Below are 18591 nucleotides of genomic sequence, written 5' to 3'. Positions count from 1 at the left end.
TCAAAAATTGTCGGCAAAAATTATCCTCCCGTCCGGATTAGTAAACCATGAAGGGAAATATTTACCTAAACATTCAATAGCTGAGGAATATATTTCTGCAGCTTTTTAAAAATCTCATCCATATCGATGGGCTTTCCCACATGATCGTTCATACCGGCGGCAAGGCACCTTTCCACATCTTCCCGAAACACATTTGCAGTCATTGCTACAATAGGGATAGAAGCGGCATGAGGAACATTCTCCAGTGCCCGTATCCGCCGGGTCGCTTCATACCCGTCCATTTCCGGCATCTGCACGTCCATAAAAATCATATCGTACTTTTCAGGCGCAGCGCTGAACATGCTTAAAGCCTTCGCGCCATTGTCTGCGCAATCTATCGTAAGACAGGTCGGCTCCAGGAGGGTTAGTACAATTTCCTGATTTATTTCCACATCTTCCACCAGAAGAATGCAGTGACCCTTGTAGGAAACGGTTTCTCCGGTTTGTATTTCCCGGATGGCGCCTGTTCCCAGACATTCGTTGATGCTGTCCACAATGGGAGATGGGAACAAAGGCTTGGATAAAAATTTATCCACCCCCGCCGCTTTTGCTTCACCCTGAATAAGATCCCATTCGGTGGCGGAGATCATTATTATTACCGACTTTGCCGCTTGTTCTTCCTTTCCCTTGATCTGCCGGGCCAGCTCAATGCCGTTCATGCCGGGCATTTTCCAGTCAACAAAATAAATATCGTAGGCGCCCTTTTCTGCAATCAGGCGGAGAGCGTCTTCTGAACCGGAGGCGGCATCACAGGCAAAACCTATCTGTTCGGCGATTTGCATAAAATACTCAAGAGTATCCGGATCATCGTCCACCGCCAGGACTTTCACATTGTCCCAATTTCTTCCGGGAACAGGAACCTGCTGGTCTTCGCTGCCCCTGGGGACCTGCATAGTAAAGATAAATGAGGAGCCTTTGCCGGGTTCCGACTCTATCCAGATCGAACCGCCCATCATTTCTACGATCCGTTTTGAGATGGCAAGCCCAAGGCCGGTGCCCCCGTATTTCCGGGAGGTGCTGTTTTCCGCCTGCTGGAAAGAAGAAAAAAGCCGCCCTTTTTGTTCTTCGCTAAGCCCAATTCCTGTATCGCTTATCGAGATTTGAATAGTATAGATACCCTTTTCTTCCTTCAGCAGACGGGAATCCAGGTGTATTCTGCCCTTTTCCGGTGTAAACTTAACGGCGTTGGAAAGCAGGTTTGTAATCACCTGGGCCAGCCGCTGGTCATCGCCGATTATAATGCTGGGGATCTTCGCGTCGATATACACCGTAAAATCCTGCTGTTTTTCAGAAACGCGAAAATTAATGACATTTACTGTTTTTTGGAGCATCTTCTCAAAATTAAAGGACTCCGGGGACAGCTCCAGTTTATTCGCCTCAATTTTTGACATATCAAGAACATCATTAATAACCCCCAAAAGATGGGTAGAGGCTTCTTCTATTTTTTTGAAACAGTAATCCTTCCTTTCCAGACCGGGGGCTGCTTTGCCGATAGAGGTCATCCCGATGATGGCGTTCATGGGAGTACGCATTTCATGGCTCATAGTGGCCAGGAAGGTACTCTTTGCCAGATTGGCCCGTTCCGCCTCCTCCCGGGCCCGCTCGATATCGGTAATATCGTGGAAAAGTATCATCACGCCTTCGTGTTCTCCCTCCTTGTTCTGCATGGGGGTAAAGTACACCATATAATTGCGCGTTTCGTCGGCGATGCCGAACATTCCTGCTCTATCCACTATCAAGGTTGTTTTGGATGCTATGGCATCTTCCAGGGCTTTAAGAAGCCCGGTAATTCGTTCCGGGGAAGCGTAGCCGCTGAAAACATCCTGCATGGTTTTTCCGATAACCAGATTATTGTCCGTAATATGATTGATTTTCAAAAAAGTATCGGTACAATAAGCAACCTGCCCGTCCTTATCAATAAGAAGAATGCTATTTGGGCTGTTCCCCAAAAGCAGGTTCATGTATTTTTCCAGCCGCTCCTGCTCCTGGGTACGCAGGGAAAGCTGGTTTTCCTTTACCAAGGTGCTGTATTCATTGTACGCAATGGCATCCTGCAGCTGTTTGTTTTCCCTGGCGCTTTTCCGTACCTGCTTTTTTAGTTCCGCTTCACTGCTTTCCAGTTCCGCCACCCGCTGACGCAGTTGTTCTACCAGGAAATCCACGTCTACGCCTGTCATAGGTTAAAAAACACAGGCAACAAAGGAATACCCGTGTAAATGGTTGTAGGTTTTTCCGTCTTCCCCGTACACAGGGCAGATTTCCCCGCCGGAATAACTATGGGCGTAGGGAATTTTTCCGCCAAGATATTCCTGAATAGTTTTCATTTCATCATCCTTATTCGGAGTCAGCATTATGTAGCGGCTCATGCAGGTAAAGATAACGGCTCCCTGGGCATCACCATCTTCGAGAATCTTGTGCAAAGCCTCCTGGGCAGTCCCGATTATACCATCCCTGTCTACCTGGCCGATGGAAAAGGTAACGCCCTGGGGCATTGGGCCGCTGAACAGGGCATCCCCATTCTCCAAAATATTGTGTGCCCGCAGGGCGACCCGCTTGGAACCATTGCCGTAGTCCACCATGAAGGGTTCTTTTACCGTACCGATACCGCTACTGATTCGGGGGACAATACCCATGTCCTTCAAATATTCCAGCAAGGTTACACCGTTTACCTTTTTGACCAGGCATCCTTCGGATTCGGTAACCACGGCTTTTTGGCGGCCTATGTTTTTGTCGGGAAGTGAGGATACGATAAACCGGGGATTCACCGCACCGTGGATCAGAAGAAGGGCGGCGGCACGTTTTTCACCCTGCCCATTACGAAGGGTATAGCAGTTTTCCTGTGTCAAAGTTACATCCCCGGAAACGGTGCCGAAAATGGGTACACCTTTACAAAGGACATTCAGGCTTTCCACAACCCCGGAAGTGCTAAAATCGGACACCAGGGGCAGAAATGCGAAAATCAGGGACGGATCGCCGGGCAGTTTGCCAAGGGCGTCATGATACGCAGTGGAAAGGCTCTCCTCGTAACCGCCCGGGGTTAGGGGCGCTGAAATAGCTGTTTGAAAACAGGTATCGTCGCTGGTTAAAACAGTAAGGCCAAGGCTGTACATGCCGTAATTCCCGGCGGAATCGGGAGCTTCCACCGAACCCAACGGATGAGGTCCCCTTCCGGAAGAACTGGCCATGGTGGTTGCGCCGATTATATCGAAGGGCAGTTTTTCACTCAAGGCGGCGATGATTCCGGTGTCAATAAATTCGGAATAGCAGCTTATAAGCCCCACGGAATTTTTTGCCAGCCCATTTAGATCGATCCGGGCAATAATTTCAGCAAGGGCGCCATCAACATCATCCAGCTCTGTGGTGTACGCAGTATATATCTTTAACACAAATTTCCTCTTTTTACAATCTGATGTATATTCTACTATAAAATTTAAAAGATTCAAGGGTAGGTAGGAACGCTCAGGCGCCTGGCACTCTTTCCACAGGAAGCGGAAACTTTAGTCCCGGTAATGGAAATTCCCCCTGCAAGGATCTGAAAGGGAATGGCCCGGGGGGAAGTCCTAGGTCGAGCGCGATTAATGAACCTTCGAAAGAATTTCCGGGTTATCTGCAACGTAATTCAACACACATAATGCCGTTTTGAAGCGGACACGGAAGAATCAACTTGTTTCAGTGGAAATCCTTGAGAACAGGACCATTACTGCGGATATAATTGAGGACAAGGCCAGTATTCTCGATGTCCGGGCAAAGACCGATGATGGAACGAAGGTGAAGATATAAGTCCAGCTTAAGAATTTAGGAAACAGGGACAAGCGGAGCCTTTTTTATTGGAGCCAGGACTATACCCGGAGCATTGAAGCCGGGGACGATTACAAGGTGTTGCCCAATGTCATAGCCATAAACGTTGTCAATTTCGAGTATCTGGCAACCAAAAACTTCCATGCTTCCTTCCACTTGCGGGAGGACGCGGAGAGGGATTATATTTTGACAGAAGCGCTGGAAATTCACTTTATCGACATGGTGAAATTCAAAAAGCTCCGGGACAGGGATATCAAGAATGACCCCCTGCAGCGGTGGATGACATGGCTAGATCAGGGAAGTTCACCTGAGATAGTGGAGGAGGTAGTTAAAATAGATACGGCAATACGGCAGGCCGAGAAAAAGATGACTTTTGTAAGCAACGACAAGGAAGCCCTCCGGGTCTATCAGATGCGGGAAATGGCGCTGTCCGACTGGACCAGTGGTGTTAACTGTGCGCGACAGGAGGGGGAACTGAAAGGGAAGCTGATAAAACGTCCATGGATCTTATAATCAAATACACTGGGCTTACGCCTGAACAGATTACTGGCGCATAGCGTGTGTTAGATGCTGTTAAAACCCGCGTCGAATAGCCCGCCATGGACCTCCCCCGCGCAGCGGGTTCCTGGCGTATTTTCACTTTAGTCAATTTATTCTATACTTTGTCCTGTTCATATATTCTTATTGGTATATATTCTGCCATTTCAGTAAAATGTTTATCTTGTGCAATAAGTTTCAGATTATTTTGTAAACAGTTTTGTGCTATTATTAAATCTGTAATGCCTATGTTATTGTATCCATGTTTGTAATTCATTACTTGAATTTTTTGTAATTCGTTCCAATTTATTTTCATTTCGTATTTTGTTAAACTATTCAATAATTCTTCCAGATGTTTTTCATTTCTATGAATTATTGAGGGCAATAATTCTGTTAATATCAGATCATTGGTACAGGTTATATTACTGTATATTAAGTTTTTAATGTACCTATATTTTTCATTCCCTCTGAAATATTCTATCCAAGCCGAGGAATCTATTAATATGTTTTTCATGCGTCACTCCGTTCCGCTTTCCGTTAGGAAATTAATTTATGCACCGCTATCCAGCGGTGAGGCGTCATCGTTTTCTCATTTCCTCAATATTAATTCCCAGGTCGATTTTTCCAAAATAGTCTGCTAATTCTTTGACTTTTTCTCGTTGGATTAAATTTTCCAGAGCTGTTTTAATAACTTCTGTTTTAGTGGAGATATTGGTTATTTCCATGGCTTCTGCGACCAATATATCAGGTAATTCCAATGTAGTTCTCATAAATAGCCTCCGGTACATATAATATCTTAAAATAGTATGTACTGTCAAGTGTTTTTTTGCATATTCTTTGATATTATTGTTTTTTGAGGGCCGCATGGATGCGGCTCTGCCTCTTATTAAATTCTTGGTTTTAATGGCATCTAACATCCTATTTTAGAAGTAAGACTGTTTTCAAGCTCCTCAACGTTTAGGCTATTGTGGGACTAATTATCAGGAAGTGCATAAAAAACAATAAAAGAGGGAAACATACTTGGTTTTTGTTCAGCAATTCTTCAGTAAAGCCCTGGGAGTCACCACACCCGGAACCGCCCCGGCGGGAAAGTAGAATATTATCAGGTAATACAAACTTTACTGGACAAGAAAGTTTTTGAAAGGGAATTAGAGCCATTGCAAGAGATAAAAGACAATTACCCAAAATTTATCTTAAGCCGCGATTATGACAGCAACAATTTTGCCGGAATCCGGCATATTAACGTGCTTGAATGGCTGGCCAACCCTTGACGGATAATGCCACAGCGGTCCTTGCAATTTCAAAATTTGATTCGTGGCGAGGGGGTTAATATCCATGATAACTTTTCCTTTCGGCCTTCCCGCCGGACATATTCCCCCTGGAATATGCAATAAATAATCCAGAGTAAAAAAAACCCTGCCGCGCAATTTATTTGCTTGGCAGGGGGTATGGACGGATTAGCCTGAGGATACTTGTTTATTCAGGCAACCACAGTGTCCAGGGTACATTTTCGGTGGCGACTTTATATGAGAAGGTACCCACGACATTATTCCCACTTACCCTTATTATTTCATCTCGCTGTACTAAATTCCATCCGGCTAATAATGAGATATTGACGGCTGGACATGTTTCTGTTCCGGTATCTCCATTATCCTGTGTATATTCTTCCGTAAAGGCAGGCCTTGTCAAGGTTGCGCGTTGCCTCATAAATAATCTAACCCAAAACAGGGAATGCCTCATAATAAAATTCTAACCCAAATTATGTAGCCTATATCCGGTAACAAGGGTACCGGAGGGCTCAATGGGGTTAACGATGAAAGAGAAACAGGCGCTTGCCAGAGAAATCAGCAAGCGGTATCGCAAAGCCGGGAAAAAGGGCAAGACCGCTATCCTGGACGAGTTTGTCCAGAACACAGGGTACAACCGGAAATACGCCCTGCACCTTTTGGCGAATTGGGGGAGAACGGAACTGGTCAGACTGGCCGGAAGGGTTGTTAAGCTCAAGGCCGATGCGTTTAAAAAACGAAAAGCAGGGGGAGGGCGGAAGCCGGTCTACCAGGCGGCAACGATAAAAGCCCTCAAACTGATTTGGGAGTTCTTTGATTACATGTGCGGGAAAAGGCTTTCCCCCTTCCTCCGGGAACAGATGCCTTTCCTCAATCCCTGCAAGGAGTTTGGCATCACCAAGGAGGTAAAGGCGCAGCTGCTTGCCATAAGCCCCGCCACCATCGACCGGAAGCTCAAGCCTGAACGGAAGAAGCTGGAATTAAAAGGACGGAGCGCCACACGGCCCGGCGGCCTCCTCAAGCACCAGATCCCCATCCGTGTCTTTTATGCCTGGGATGAGAGGAAACCGGGCTTTTTTGAGCTGGATACGGTGGTTCATGACGGCGGAAACGCCTCAGGCGAGTTCTGCTGTACCCTCAATGCCACCGATGTCTATTCAGGCTGGGTGGAGCTCCGCGCCCTCCTCAACAAGGCCCATCGCTGGGTTAAAGAGGAGGTGTCTCTCTTCCCCTCCCAGTTTCCCTTCCCCCTTTTGGGCATCGACAGCGATAACGGCGGGGAGTTCATTAATTACCAGCTCAAGGCATGGTGTGACGAACACCGCGTCCAGTTCACCCGCAGCCGTTCCTACCACAAGAACGACAACTGCTTCGTGGAGCAGAAAAACGACATGACCGTCCGCAGGACCGTGGGGTACTATCGCTATGACACCCTCCAGGCCAGAGACGCCCTGGCCGAGGTCTACCGCCATCTCTGTCCCCTGCTCAACTATTTTTACCCTTCAGAAAAAATAATCGCCAAGGAGCGGATAGGGGCCAGGGTCAAGAAGGTGTACGACAAACCCAAGTCGCCCTACAGGCGCCTCTTGGAATCCCCTGACCTTCCTGATATTTTTAAGAACGAGCTTCGACGCAGGGCTGCCCGTCTCAATCCGGTCAAGCAGAAACGCCTGGTCAACCATGCACTGATGGCTCTCTTCGAGCTTCAGAGCCAGAAGTCCCTTGCTGCTTCGGCTCTTGAAGATATTTAGCTACGGTTAGATTTTTATTGTGAGGCAGCCGTTCTTTTCGGTTAGATTTTATTTTGAGGCATTACGGGTTGCATCATTGCTCAAATATATATACCCAATAGAGGCCCCTTCTATCAAGGTAGCTAGATTGGTTATTGTTGCATCTCTATTGAGCCAGTAAATATATTCAGAAGTGTCGGTATTGTCCTTACAAACAGAAAAACCACTTACATACAGGAATTTTACATTACTTGGCGTAACAGTCGCTGGATGTTCTTCCTCTCCTCCAAAGTAATAGCTAAGATTTGAACTTGCCTGTAATGTATTGGCGCCAGGCGCCGGCAGCGTTAGGGTCAATTTTCCGTTGGTAATGGTACCGACGTTTCCGCTAAATCCATCTGCAAATACATAGCCATTTACACTTGTGGCCGGACTGGTGCTTTCACCTCCGTTCACTGATATTGTAAGCGGAGCATTTGTTACCGTAATCGTTGCAACACCGCGGGTCTGCTCGTCAATAGGCGGCAAGTCCAAGCCGCCGCCACCGCCGTCACTGCTGCAGCCCATCAATGCCAATCCGAATACCAGCGCGAGAGCCGTCATTGCTGCAAAAACCCTTTTGTAACTTTTTTTCATGAGTCACCTCCTGATAATATAAAAACCTCATACGAGGATTTTTTAGGTAATCACCGCCATTGCAAAGATTGCCTTTTGGATAATCACAATATACTACTATAATTGCCTTATGGGCAATCAGATTGCTAGCTTAAGGAAGCTTTTGGCGCTAAATATTAAAAAGAACAGGGGAATTCTTGGTTTGTCCCAGGCAAAACTGGCAGAAAAGGCTAACGCCTCAACCCACTACATAGCCATGATCGAGTTAACCAGGAAATTTCCCACCCCTGAAATGCTGGAAAGAATTGCCGCAGCCCTTGAAATCAACGCCAATGAATTATTCTTGACATCTTCCCCGACGAGAGACCTAAAGAGCTTCCAAAATGTGGTTCTGGCAGAAATTGAAGAAGAGGTCGATAGAGCTATCAAAGAAGCAGTGCAAAGGGTAATCGCCAGGCATTTGGTGGAGTAACGCAGGGGCACCTGGCACCTTACATTTTAACAGGATTTGCAGTATGGTTAAGGGGTGAGTGATGAAAAACCTCAGAAAGACAGGTTTCCGATAATTGAAATTCCAAAACTGAAGGTCTATTTGGACACCAGTATTATAAATTTTCTCTATGCTTATGACGCTCCGGGTTACAAGAAGGAAACCGAGCATTTTTTTGAAACTGTTCTGGCCCCCGAAAAAGTTGAGGGCTACATTTCGGTAGCCGTTACTGGTGAAATAAATGGTACGAAAGACGGAAAAAAACGAGACAGACTGCTTGAAACTTTTAATAAATATCCAATGATAAAAACGCTTGTTACCACCACCGATGAACAGGCAAAAAATGTACTCTCTTTAGCAGAAGCCTATTTGAATGCAAAAATTATTCCCCCGAGTAAACCGGTAGACGCATTACATATTGCGTATACAACCTTATTTCAAATGGATATATTGTTGAGCTGGAATTTTAAGCATTTGGCAAATGTGAACAAAGAGCAAAAAATTCTTATTCTGAATAAAATATACGGATATGATTACCAATTCCGAATGGTAAACCCAATGGAGGTAACTTTTGATGACGAATCCAATGAATGAAATTACCCTTGAAGAAGCCCTAAAACCCTTTTGGGAAGAACAGGATCGTTTTTATGAAACAAACAAGCATCTTACCATGAGGCAGCTTCTTGAAAGCATGGAAGGCCGCAAATACAATTTTACCGATGCCGATATAACAACCTATGCCCCTGTTGTGTTTCATGATTTAAGTAAAACATTTTAAAAAAAGGGGTTGTCCAAAGCTACCAGAAGCCGGACAACAAGAAAGAAATCTATTTCAGGCTTACCAGGAAAGGGAAGGCGGTCAACGGGATCCATGACGCGCTGCATAAAGAGTTCCAGGATCGGGACAAGACCGTATTCGGGCAGATAACCGACGAACAGTTCGACGGCATGCTTGGCTTCCTGGATATATACAGCAGGCATTTGGACGCAGAAATCGGGAAAACCAGCCATGGGTAAAAACGCGATATTCCACAGGGATTTTATACTTGTCGCCATAGGCCAGATCATTTCCATATTCGGAAACCAGATATTGAGGTATGCCCTTCCGCTTTACCTGCTCAACCGGACGGGATCGTCCGTCCTGTTCGGGACAGTTTTGGCGATTTCCTTTGTCCCCATGCTTCTGCTCTACCCCATAGGGGGGATAATCGCGGACCGTGTCAATAAACGGAACATCATGGTGATTCTGGATTTTAGCACGGCCCTCCTTGTTTTCCTGTTTTATCTTTTGGTAGGGAAGATAGACATTGTGCCCCTCATAGCAATCGCCATGATTGTTCTCTACAGTATACAAGGCGCCTATCAGCCGGCGGTTCAGGCGAGCATACCTGTCCTGGTGGAAACGGAGCATATAATGCAGGGGAATTCGGTCATCAATCTGATTACTTCCCTGGCAAGCATGGTGGGGCCGGTAATCGGCGGCGTCCTGTTCTCCATTGTCGGATTGACGCCTATCCTGTATGTAAGCATAGGCTGTTTTTTCGCGTCTGCGGTAATGGAAATTTTCATCCGCATTCCGTTTGAAAAAAAGGAAGCCACAGGGAATATGTTCGTTACCGGCTGGGGCGACCTCAAGGAAAGCTTCAGTTTCATGTTCAACGAGAGGCCCGTTTTGTGGAAAATGTCTTTGATATACGCCTCTATCAATTTATTCCTCACTTCCTTGACCCTGATTGGAGTTCCGGTTTTAATCACCCAGCATTTGGGATTCGAGCCAAATACCGCCAACCGCCTGTACGGTTACGCCCAAGGCGTAATCGCCGCCGGCGCGGTGCTGGGGGGGCTGCTGGCAGGGGCCCTGGCAAAGAAACTGAATTCCAGGGCAAGCCCGTTCCTCTTGAGCGGGTGCGCGCTGTCCGTGCTTATGGGGGGAATTGCGCTGCACCTGCTGAGGGGCTCAATGGAAATCTACATTGTCCTGGTAATCGGGTGCGGCCTGCTGGTGGCGTTGTCAACAGTGTTCCAAATTCAGATAATGGCAAACCTGCAAATTCTGACCCCCGGACATTTAACCGGAAAAGTCATCGCATGCGTGATATGCGCGTGCATGTGCACAATCCCTGTGGGCCAATTCATGTACGGTCTTGTTTTTGAAAGCATAGGAAGCAGGGCCTATCTGCCGTTTTATGCTTCCGGATTGATAATGACGGGAATTGCTGTCTTTACCCGCCGAATTTTCCGCGAAATTGACCAATTAATTGAAAAAAGGGCGCCAGGCGACGATTGACAAAATGATAATATTGTTATAACATCATTATAAATGATTCAGGCAGGAAAAGCGGCGCATGTGATCTTCGATATGGATGGCACTTTGTCGGACACGGCCAAGGCGACAAGCGCCGGCTTCCATAAGCTGGCAAAGGAATGGGGGTTTCCCCCTGTCACTGACGAGGCAATACGCAATGCCATGGGGCACCCAAGCGTGGAGTTTTGCCAAATCATACTCCCTACCCTGGATGACAGGATGGCTGAAAAATTCGTGGCCGAACTGGACATACTCGAAGAAGCGGCTATCAGGAAATTGGAAAAATCCATGCTCTTTCCGGGCATAGAAGAAATGCTCGCCAAACTCAACAGCTTGGGTATAGATTGCTATATAGCAAGCACGGGCAGCAACGATCATGTGAACTGCATGATGGAAGCCACAGGGCTGGGCGGCTATTTTGCTTCCCTGCACTGCAACGAAAAACGCAAGGGCGATATGGTGAGGAGAATCCTCAACGGGAGCGATCCTGTTGAATGGCTTCTGGTGGGCGACAAGCACATAGACGCCAGCGCCGCCAGGGAAAACAAGGTCAAATCCCTGGGCGCTGCCTTTGGGTACTGCACCCCTGCCGACGAAGCCCTTTTCGACGCTGTGCTGAGAAAACCCGAGGATCTCTTTGAACTTGTCAGGCTGGCATAAGCCCCTATAACCTCGCCGCTTCCTCGTCCTGCAATAAATTCATTACGATGTTATAATCATATAACGTTTATAAAATGAGGTATTATTGTGGCGCAATCAGACGATACGGTGTTTGACAGGAACAAACCGATTTCCCTGTACTATCAGTTGCAAGAAAAACTTTCCCAGAAGATACAAAGCGGCGAATGGAAGAGCGGTCAAAAGATACCTACCGAAACCGAGCTTTGCAGCATATATGGGCTTTCCCGCATAACAGTGCGCAAGGCTGTGGAGGAGCTTGTCCACGAGGGGCGGCTGATCCGCTTCCAGGGCAAGGGCACTTTTGTGGCAAGCATCAATTTTGAACAGAAGCTTTCAAAGTTTTATTCCTTTAGCGAAGCCCTTAAAAAGAAGGGCAAGAACGAGCATGTAAAGATGCTCTCTTTTGATATTATAAAATCCGATGCTGCCACGGCGGCCCATCTTGGCCTGGGCGAAGACGCGGTGTTTTACAAAATTACCCGGCTCCGCATGGTGGACGATACCGCCTATACCGTGGAGACTTCCCTTATCCCCCATGCGCTTTGCCCTCGCCTTGCTGAAAAAAGCATCATAGAGAAGGGTCTGTATAATTCCATGGCGGATGACGGGGTTGTTCCCAAGCGCATTGTAGAAAAATTCCGCGCCGCCGCGATCAGGGCTTATGAGGCAAAATACATGGACCTTAAAATCGGAACCCCCGCCATACACCTGGAACGGACCACCTACGATTCTACCAGGATCATCGAGTACTGTGTTTCCATTGTCCGGGGCGACTTCTTTACCTATACTGTGGAAATGAAAAGCTAAAACAAATTTTTGACGCGGTTACGGGCATCATAATAAGGGCCGCAGGTATTCATTCCAGGAAGCCTATCTTTCTTCGTGCCTTTTCCCAGCCTCTGTGCAATTCCTTCTTTTTATCTTATATTGATAGTATTATTATGGAATTAAAAAGGCGAATCGTGTGCATAGCTCTTGGCGCCATCTTGGCGCTCATCATTATCGCGGTGGCAAGCAGCTGCCGTTCATTCGGCAAGCTCCCCTCGGGCGAGAGGCTCGATCGCATCGAAGATTCCCCCTACTATATAGACGGCTCTTTCCGCTACCCCGGCGCCCTGCCGGTGCGCCCTGAACCGCCCGAAGAAACCGGCAAGAAAAAGAAATCCGGCGGCATGTTCAATGCCATCTGGCGCATCATGTTTGGCGGCAAAAACCGCGAAAAGCCCGCAGCCCCCCTCCCGTCGTCCAAGACCGATCTTTTTTCGCTGGATCCCAATGACAACCTCATTGTGTGGATGGGCCATTCTTCGTATTACATGCAGGTGGACGGCAAGCGTTTCCTGGTTGATCCTGTTTTTTCCGGCAAAGCCCTTGTGGTAAAAGCTTTTAAAGGCAGCGATGTCTATAAGCCCGAGGACATTCCGCCCCTGGATTTCCTTGTCATATCCCACGACCATTGGGATCACCTTGATTATAAAACAGTGAAGGCCCTGAAGGAAAAAACAGCCAAAGTCATTACCGGCCTTGGTACTGCTTCCCACCTTGAGTATTGGGGATTCAAGAACGAAAACATTGTCGAGCTTGAATGGAACGAATCCGCGGATTTAGGCGGCGGCTTTTCGACCACCGCCATTGCCACCCCCCACTTCTCGGGCCGCGCCCTCAAGCGCAACAAAACCCAATGGTCGGCTTTTGTCCTTGAAACGCCGAACCGCACCATCTACATAGGCGGCGATGGAGGCTATGCCAGCTTCTTTGCCGATGTGGGCATGCGTTATGGCCCCTTCGATCTTGCCATTCTTGAATGCGGCCAGTACAACGAACAATGGCGCAACAGCCACATGTTCCCCGAGGACACAGCCCAGGCTTCCATCGACCTCAAAGCCAACAAGCTTTTCGCAGTGCATTATGCCAAGTTCATACTCTCCACCCACTCCTGGGACGAACCCATCACACGGCTTCGTGCCGTCTGCGACGAGCGGGGTATCACGCTTATTCACCCCCTTATAGGGTCGCAGGCCAATTTTGATGAGGATGAAATTTACCCGCGCTGGTGGGAAGGGATCGAGTAGGCAATTTTCGGCAAATCCGCATAAAAGCTTTCAATAATAGCAAATCCGGTAATCCCCCTGCACCGTAAATCCTGTATGCCGATAAACCGCCCTGGCGGCGGCATTTTGCTTCTTGACAAACAAAGTAACACCCCGCCCTTCGTTGATAAGCCCCTTGAGGAAAACCGCCGCCATGCGCACAGCTATACCCCTGCCCCGGTAGTCGGGCCTTACATAGACGCCGCCAATTTGGTAGCGGGTAAAGGATGCGGCGCTGGTATTGATTTTTCCGACAATGCGGCCGTCCAGGCAGGCAAGGAGCATCTGCTCGTTTCTGAGGAGCCGTTCTAAATTAGCCCTGCTTGCAGCCGGATAGAACACCGCTCCTTTGGGCAGCACTTCTTCCTGTTCGTAGGCGGCCTGGAGCTGGAAGAGTTCTTCGATATCGCCTGGCATGGGGGGGCGGAGCGCCAGATTGACGGGGCCTGAACGGAAACAGCTGGAAACAGGCGGGTCTTCGAGAGCCATAAGGTCGTAATCAATGCGTTCCGCAGGGTGGTAGCCCTTGCTTTCCATGGCTGCCTCCAGGATTTCCGCATCGGGTTTGAGGCCCTGCACTGCGTGGATGGGTACTTTGAGGAGGAAATTGTTGAGGAACTTTGGCAGAGCTATGTCATGGTTTCCGTTCAGTATGGGGTAAAGGGAACGCCTGCTGTGGAGGAGCAGGGCTTTTATGCTTCCTGTGCCATTGCGGAGGGCCCACACATGATCGCGGCTGCCCTTCATGTGCAGAAAGCGCGCACAGGCCGAGACGCATTGGTCTTCACGGTCTTCCAAAAATTCCTGGGCTTCCGAATACATTTTGCGGGGGAGTTTTTTCCAAACTTGTTTTTGCTGATTCTTGTCCATCTTAGTTTTCCGTCACAGCCTTGAGGGGTTCATTCAGGGGGAAGGGCAGCTGCCCTGCTGCGCCTATCCTTCCCAGCATGGCCGAGAAACCGGCGATGAAAGATTCAGGGGCATAGCTGTAGACAGCCACGGCCCCGTCCGCCCATGAGGCTTCGTCAAGATAGACAGGGCTTAAAACCGAAAAGACGACGATCTTTTTTTCCATGCCCTTGAGGCTGCGGAGCACATTGAGGCCCCCCTGGTCAGAAAGGCAGAAGATGATGGTATCTGCATTCCGGGCATAGTAAAGCAAATCCGGCGATGACCATGACGAGTACCAGTAAGAAACAGCATTGGGGTATGCCTTTTTCCCTGCATTGAAAAAATCCTGGTACTGGCCTGCAAGCAGCACTTTTCCGGCTTTTTTATCGTCAAGGGGGAAAATAGTTTCCCTGCCTTTAACAATAGTGGCGCTGCGGGCTGCGAGATCCAAAAAGAATGCGGCCCCTTCGGGATCGGGGAGGCCTTCATCGACTTTTTTTAGGTCAGGGATATACGCGATCTTTTTATCCCCCCGCAGGTATTCAAGTTTTGTTTCGAGAATTCTTTGGGCGGCATCCCTGACCCGTGCACGGAAATCGGCTTCGTCCTTCATTGCCGCAAGAAGATATGTCCATACCTGATCGTTAAGGCTTGGGGTTTTGGAAAGCATGATGATATCGTTCCCTGCCATAAGGGCCTGCTTGGCAGCCCGCGAAAGGCTACCGGCGAAATTGGTCGCGCCGTTCATCATAAGATCGTCAGTGATGATGAGCCCCTGGTATCCGATTTTTTCTTTCAATATATCGCGGATAAACCAGGAAGAAAGGGAGGCCGGGGTATCCCCTGCCTGGGTCTTGGGAAAGGAAAGGTGGCCTGTCATTACTGCGGGCAGTTTTTCTTTTGCCAGAAGCCTGTAGGGTATGAGTTCCCTTTCCCAGAGCAGCTCGAAGCTTGCGTCAATGCGGGGGAGGACGCCGTGGGAATCAAGGTCGGTGTCGCCATGGCCGGGGTAGTGTTTTGCGGTGGCGATTACCCCCTGGGTTGCGAGGCCCCGCACAAAGGCTGCCCCCAAAATCCCTGCCTGTACCGGATCTGTTCCAAAAGACCTGGGGCCTATGAGGGTAGAATCCCTGTTGGTGTAGAGATCCACCGCAGGGGCGAAATTCATGTTGATCCCTAAAATTGAAAGCTCTTTGCCTATATAAAAGCCCGACCAATAGGCATCCATGGGGCGTCCTGAGGCTCCTATTGCCATATTCCCCGGAGTCTCGCTGGTGGTTCCTTTTACATGGCGTACCAGGCCCCCTTCCTGATCGGTTGCCACGAGGAGGGGGATGTTGAACCTGGTATCCAGGGCATTTTCCTGGAGATTACCGACTGTCTCCGCAAGCCTGCGGGTATCGCCGGTATTCCAGCCAAAGATTTTAACCCCCCCGATGTTCCTGTCCTTTATCCAGTTCAGTATAAGGGGCGAAGGTTCGGCCCCTACCCAGCCGAGCATGAAGGTTTGAGCCAGGGCCTGTTCATCGCTCATTTCCATGGCAATGGCACGGGCCAGAGCTTTGGGGTGTCCGCCGTCATTAAAGGAGAGGGCCGCTGTTTTTGGAATAATGACAATTAGCAGTAATACTGCTAAAATTGATGAAATTAAAACTTTTACTGCTTTCACTCTAAAACTGCCCTAATATGCCTGGCCCCTGAGGGCATCGATATACTCCGCCGCGCTGTGGGCTGCTATGGCCCCTTCCGCAGCTGCCACTACCACCTGGCGGAAGGGCGTTGCCCGCACATCCCCTGCTGCATAGAGGCCCGGAAGGGAGGAAGCCATGCGTTGATCCGTGATGATGTAGCCGGTCTCATCCTTCTTTACGTCAGACACTAATGCTGTTTGGGGATCGGTCCCGGTAAAGATAAAAACCGCGTCCGCTGCTTCTTCATTTATTTCGCCCGAAGGCTTGCATTCGGCTGTGGTCTTTTCGAGAATCACAGAGGCGGTTTTTTTATCGCCCTTTATTTCTTTCATTATCGTATTGAAGCTGATCCGGATATTTGGGTTGTGGAGCACCCTGTCCGCAATGGCCTTCTGCGCCCGGAATCTGTCCCTGCGGTGTATGAGTATCACCTGGGAGCTAAGGCGCGAAAGGTACTGTGCCTCGTCGCAGGCGGCATCCCCGCCTCCTACCACAAAGATTTTTTTGTTCTTGAAGAATGGGCCGTCGCAGGTTGCGCAGTAGGAAACCCCCCGGCCGTAAAATTGTTCTTCGCCGGGTATGCCAAGTTTGCGGTGCTTTGCCCCGGTTGCAATGAGAAGGGCGGGAGCTGTCCTAACCGCGCCTTTATTCAGGGTGACGCTGAAGATATCCCCTTCCTTTTTAATGGAAAGAACCTGTTCGGTGAGGAATTGCGCGCCGAAGCTTACTGCCTGGCGGTGGAGATCATCAGAAAAATCGAAGCCTGTTTTGCCCTGGGCAATGCCGGGGTAATTCTCCAGTATGTCGATGAGCAGGACCTGGCCTCCTGGGGCCATTTGCTCCAGCACAAGCACCCTTAAGTTTGCCCTGGCCCCGTATTGGGCCGCAGCAAGTCCTGCCGGGCCCGCGCCTATGATTATCAAATCCGCATCTGTTTCTGTCATGTCTTCCCCTTGACCTTGTATACGTTAATATGTTACTTCAATTTAAGATAATGAAAAATACCTGTCTAGGGTTCTTTTTCCTATTTTTGTCCATCCTTCAGCCGTTGGTGGCCCAAAGTTTCCCTTCACTTGATCCTGACCCCAAGGCTCTTGAATACGCAGCGAAGGCCAAAAATGGCCTCTCCTGGGAGGATCTGGCAGAGATAAGCCTCTGGGCGTCTGCGGGGAGGCCTTCGTATCTTGTTATCATAAAAACCGCCGTGAATGAATTGCTCCGTGATCCTGATCTGCCCCCTGATCAGCGCGGCAGGGGCGAATATATCCAGGCCTTTATGTTCAAAAAATTCCTTAAAACCTATTCAGAAAAACAGACCAGGATTGATACCATGCTCAATAACGGAAGCTACAATTGTGTTTCCTCGGCGGTGCTGTATGCCATATTCGCCAGGGCAGCCGGTCTTGATGCCCGTGGTGTGGCGACCAAGGATCATGCTTTTGTGAAGGTTCTTATTGAGGGTGAGGAGCTGGACGTGGAGACCACCAACCCCTACGGTTTCGATCCCGGGAACCGCAAGGACTTCCACGACGGCTTTGGCAAGGTAACGGGCTTTGCCTATGTGCCTGCCAGGAACTACCGTGACCGGGTTGATCTTAACGCCCTGGAACTGGTTTCGCTCATTTTTAATAACCGCATTACGGAGCTTGATACCCGGAGCCGCTATGCTGATGCCATCCCCCTGGCCCTGGACAGGGCAGCCCTTCTTTCAAACCCCACAAATACGGAGTATTCGGAACTTTTTGTTGATCCCAAAAAAATGGTTATGGACAGGATTTTCAACTATGGGGCGGGTCTTGTCAAGGCAGGAAAGGAAAATGACGCCCTTGCCTGGGCGGCCCTTGCGGAGCCCGGATATCCTGAGCCCTCCCGTTGGCAGGAATTCTTAAGCGTAGTGGTGAATAACCTTTTGGTAAAGCTTGTCAGGGCCGGCCGTCTTGATGAAGCCCGGAATGCACTCAGTGGCAATGCTGATAAAATCAGCCCTGAAACGTATATCCGCCTGGACGCTATGCTTGCCGAGACGGACATTGTCCGGCTTGTGAACGCCGTCAAAACCATGAAGGATGTCGACGCTGCCCTGGCAGCCCTGGATAAAGCGCCGTCATCAATAGCCGCCGACAAGCTAAAGGAAATGCGGATTTTTACACTCATAAAGAAATCCGAGTTTATCGCAAAGGAACAGGGCTGGTTCGAAGCCATAGTTTTTGCTGAAGAGGCTCAGGCAGCATACGGCGCTGATCCCCGCATGGACGAGCATCTCCGCGCCTATAGAACCAACAGGGTGGCGGATCTCCACAATGCCTTTGCGGACGCTTACAACGGGAGGGACATAGAAAAAGCCAGAACGATAATTCGGGATGCCCTTAATGAATTCCCCGGGAACCGCCAGCTCATTCAGGATAGAGAACTTGTGGACAGGGGTTTGCGTTAAGGGC

General features: G+C 49.0%; 19 protein-coding genes and 1 pseudogene. 11 read left to right on the top strand and 9 right to left on the bottom strand.

Features of this window, described 5'->3' with window-relative positions; translation table 11 throughout:
• Window positions 1-65 precede the first annotated feature (65 nt).
• Complete coding sequence (locus TREAZ_RS17050) at window positions 66-2216, bottom strand: response regulator (protein ID WP_043923179.1); 2151 nt, start codon at window positions 2214-2216, stop codon at window positions 66-68.
• Window positions 2217-2219: 3 nt separating this feature from the next.
• The gene (locus TREAZ_RS17045) at window positions 2220-3425 is read right to left on the bottom strand and encodes an FIST C-terminal domain-containing protein (RefSeq protein WP_015713149.1); all 1206 of its coding nucleotides are present in this window, start codon (window positions 3423-3425) and stop codon (window positions 2220-2222) included.
• A gap of 253 nt (window positions 3426-3678) precedes the next feature.
• On the opposite strand from TREAZ_RS17045, the gene TREAZ_RS18165 reads away from it, so the two are divergent.
• Together TREAZ_RS18165 and TREAZ_RS17605 are read left to right on the top strand one after the other, a co-directional pair.
• Window positions 3679-3819: a hypothetical protein gene (locus TREAZ_RS18165; RefSeq protein ID WP_015713148.1), complete on the top strand. Its 141-nt coding sequence runs from the start codon at window positions 3679-3681 to the stop codon at window positions 3817-3819.
• Between the two features lie 60 nt (window positions 3820-3879).
• A pseudogene (locus TREAZ_RS17605) lies at window positions 3880-4350 on the top strand (Rpn family recombination-promoting nuclease/putative transposase); the annotation flags it as partial.
• Window positions 4351-4492: 142 nt separating this feature from the next.
• Here the strand turns inward: TREAZ_RS17605 and TREAZ_RS17035 are convergent.
• Together TREAZ_RS17035 and TREAZ_RS18590 are read right to left on the bottom strand one after the other, a co-directional pair.
• A complete protein-coding gene (locus TREAZ_RS17035) occupies window positions 4493-4888 on the bottom strand; it encodes a PIN domain-containing protein (protein ID WP_015713147.1) in 396 nt (131 codons plus the stop codon).
• Between the two features lie 64 nt (window positions 4889-4952).
• Window positions 4953-5291 carry a type II toxin-antitoxin system VapB family antitoxin gene (locus tag TREAZ_RS18590; protein ID WP_245535064.1) on the bottom strand — a complete coding sequence of 113 codons (339 nt, stop codon included), beginning with the start codon at window positions 5289-5291 and terminating at the stop codon, window positions 4953-4955.
• An 884-nt stretch (window positions 5292-6175) separates the two neighbouring features.
• Between TREAZ_RS18590 and TREAZ_RS17025 the strand changes: the two genes are divergently transcribed.
• Window positions 6176-7411 (top strand): integrase catalytic domain-containing protein, encoded by a 1236-nt coding sequence (locus tag TREAZ_RS17025; protein WP_015710081.1) that lies wholly within the window; start codon window positions 6176-6178, stop codon window positions 7409-7411.
• 48 nt (window positions 7412-7459) lie between these two features.
• On the opposite strand, the gene TREAZ_RS17020 is transcribed toward TREAZ_RS17025, so the two are convergent.
• A complete protein-coding gene (locus tag TREAZ_RS17020) occupies window positions 7460-8026 on the bottom strand; it encodes a hypothetical protein (RefSeq protein ID WP_043923178.1) in 567 nt (188 codons plus the stop codon).
• 109 nt (window positions 8027-8135) lie between these two features.
• Between TREAZ_RS17020 and TREAZ_RS17015 the strand changes: the two genes are divergently transcribed.
• The 3 genes from TREAZ_RS17015 to TREAZ_RS17005 are packed head-to-tail and all read left to right on the top strand — an operon-like array spanning window position 8136 to window position 9273.
• Window positions 8136-8477 carry a helix-turn-helix domain-containing protein gene (locus tag TREAZ_RS17015; protein ID WP_043923177.1) on the top strand — a complete coding sequence of 114 codons (342 nt, stop codon included), beginning with the start codon at window positions 8136-8138 and terminating at the stop codon, window positions 8475-8477.
• Window positions 8478-8531: 54 nt separating this feature from the next.
• Window positions 8532-9089, top strand: a complete 558-nt coding sequence (locus tag TREAZ_RS17010) for a PIN domain-containing protein (protein WP_015713143.1) — start codon at window positions 8532-8534, stop codon at window positions 9087-9089.
• Window positions 9070-9273 carry a hypothetical protein gene (locus TREAZ_RS17005; RefSeq protein WP_015713142.1) on the top strand — a complete coding sequence of 68 codons (204 nt, stop codon included), beginning with the start codon at window positions 9070-9072 and terminating at the stop codon, window positions 9271-9273. Before TREAZ_RS17010 ends, TREAZ_RS17005 begins: the two co-directional genes overlap by 20 nt.
• Here the strand turns inward: TREAZ_RS17005 and TREAZ_RS18310 are convergent.
• Window positions 9270-9506 carry a hypothetical protein gene (locus TREAZ_RS18310; protein ID WP_043923175.1) on the bottom strand — a complete coding sequence of 79 codons (237 nt, stop codon included), beginning with the start codon at window positions 9504-9506 and terminating at the stop codon, window positions 9270-9272. The genes TREAZ_RS17005 and TREAZ_RS18310 overlap by 4 nt on opposite strands.
• On the opposite strand from TREAZ_RS18310, the gene TREAZ_RS16995 reads away from it, so the two are divergent.
• The 4 genes from TREAZ_RS16995 (at window position 9505) to TREAZ_RS16980 (ending at window position 13553) form a co-directional block, all read left to right on the top strand.
• On the top strand, window positions 9505-10782 hold the full coding sequence (locus TREAZ_RS16995) for an MFS transporter (RefSeq protein ID WP_015713140.1): 1278 nt from the start codon (window positions 9505-9507) through the stop codon (window positions 10780-10782). The two genes, TREAZ_RS18310 and TREAZ_RS16995, sit on opposite strands and share 2 nt — an antisense overlap.
• Window positions 10783-10815: 33 nt before the next feature.
• Window positions 10816-11460, top strand: a complete 645-nt coding sequence (locus TREAZ_RS16990; RefSeq protein WP_015713139.1) for an HAD family hydrolase — start codon at window positions 10816-10818, stop codon at window positions 11458-11460.
• Window positions 11461-11547: 87 nt separating this feature from the next.
• Window positions 11548-12288: a GntR family transcriptional regulator gene (locus tag TREAZ_RS16985; RefSeq protein ID WP_015713138.1), complete on the top strand. Its 741-nt coding sequence runs from the start codon at window positions 11548-11550 to the stop codon at window positions 12286-12288.
• A gap of 134 nt (window positions 12289-12422) precedes the next feature.
• Complete coding sequence (locus TREAZ_RS16980) at window positions 12423-13553, top strand: MBL fold metallo-hydrolase (protein WP_015713137.1); 1131 nt, start codon at window positions 12423-12425, stop codon at window positions 13551-13553.
• 30 nt (window positions 13554-13583) lie between these two features.
• Here the strand turns inward: TREAZ_RS16980 and TREAZ_RS16975 are convergent, their stop codons facing one another.
• From TREAZ_RS16975 to trxB, 3 genes are read right to left on the bottom strand one after another with little or no spacing between them, the layout of a single operon-like run.
• Window positions 13584-14441 (bottom strand): GNAT family N-acetyltransferase, encoded by an 858-nt coding sequence (locus tag TREAZ_RS16975; RefSeq protein WP_015713136.1) that lies wholly within the window; start codon window positions 14439-14441, stop codon window positions 13584-13586.
• Window position 14442: 1 nt separating this feature from the next.
• Window positions 14443-16131, bottom strand: a complete 1689-nt coding sequence (locus TREAZ_RS16970) for a glycoside hydrolase family 3 protein (protein WP_015713135.1) — start codon at window positions 16129-16131, stop codon at window positions 14443-14445.
• 12 nt (window positions 16132-16143) lie between these two features.
• A complete protein-coding gene (trxB, locus tag TREAZ_RS16965) occupies window positions 16144-17097 on the bottom strand; it encodes a thioredoxin-disulfide reductase (protein WP_015713134.1) in 954 nt (317 codons plus the stop codon).
• A gap of 107 nt (window positions 17098-17204) precedes the next feature.
• Between trxB and TREAZ_RS16960 the strand changes: the two genes are divergently transcribed.
• Window positions 17205-18587, top strand: coding sequence for a hypothetical protein (locus tag TREAZ_RS16960; RefSeq protein WP_015713133.1), 1383 nt, complete (start codon window positions 17205-17207; stop codon window positions 18585-18587).
• Window positions 18588-18591 lie beyond the last annotated feature (4 nt).

Origin of the sequence: Leadbettera azotonutricia ZAS-9 (assembly GCF_000214355.1) — a bacterium.
Classification (GTDB): domain Bacteria; phylum Spirochaetota; class Spirochaetia; order Treponematales; family Breznakiellaceae; genus Leadbettera; species Leadbettera azotonutricia.
Note: the sequence above shows the minus strand (reverse complement) of the source record. Positions and strands in the feature narration are given on the sequence as shown.

Coding starts and splice junctions, on each gene's coding strand:
- TREAZ_RS17050 (WP_043923179.1), bottom strand. CDS start 2,216: ATGACAGGCGTAGACGTGGATTTCCTGGTAGAACAACTGCGTCAGCGG.
- TREAZ_RS17035 (WP_015713147.1), bottom strand. CDS start 4,888: ATGAAAAACATATTAATAGATTCCTCGGCTTGGATAGAATATTTCAGA.
- TREAZ_RS18590 (WP_245535064.1), bottom strand. CDS start 5,291: ATGTTAGATGCCATTAAAACCAAGAATTTAATAAGAGGCAGAGCCGCA.
- TREAZ_RS17025 (WP_015710081.1), top strand. CDS start 6,176: ATGGGGTTAACGATGAAAGAGAAACAGGCGCTTGCCAGAGAAATCAGC.
- TREAZ_RS17020 (WP_043923178.1), bottom strand. CDS start 8,026: ATGAAAAAAAGTTACAAAAGGGTTTTTGCAGCAATGACGGCTCTCGCG.
- TREAZ_RS17015 (WP_043923177.1), top strand. CDS start 8,136: ATGGGCAATCAGATTGCTAGCTTAAGGAAGCTTTTGGCGCTAAATATT.
- TREAZ_RS17005 (WP_015713142.1), top strand. CDS start 9,070: ATGACGAATCCAATGAATGAAATTACCCTTGAAGAAGCCCTAAAACCC.
- TREAZ_RS16995 (WP_015713140.1), top strand. CDS start 9,505: ATGGGTAAAAACGCGATATTCCACAGGGATTTTATACTTGTCGCCATA.
- TREAZ_RS18310 (WP_043923175.1), bottom strand. CDS start 9,506: ATGGCTGGTTTTCCCGATTTCTGCGTCCAAATGCCTGCTGTATATATC.
- TREAZ_RS16990 (WP_015713139.1), top strand. CDS start 10,816: ATGATTCAGGCAGGAAAAGCGGCGCATGTGATCTTCGATATGGATGGC.
- TREAZ_RS16980 (WP_015713137.1), top strand. CDS start 12,423: ATGGAATTAAAAAGGCGAATCGTGTGCATAGCTCTTGGCGCCATCTTG.
- TREAZ_RS16975 (WP_015713136.1), bottom strand. CDS start 14,441: ATGGACAAGAATCAGCAAAAACAAGTTTGGAAAAAACTCCCCCGCAAA.
- trxB (WP_015713134.1), bottom strand. CDS start 17,097: ATGACAGAAACAGATGCGGATTTGATAATCATAGGCGCGGGCCCGGCA.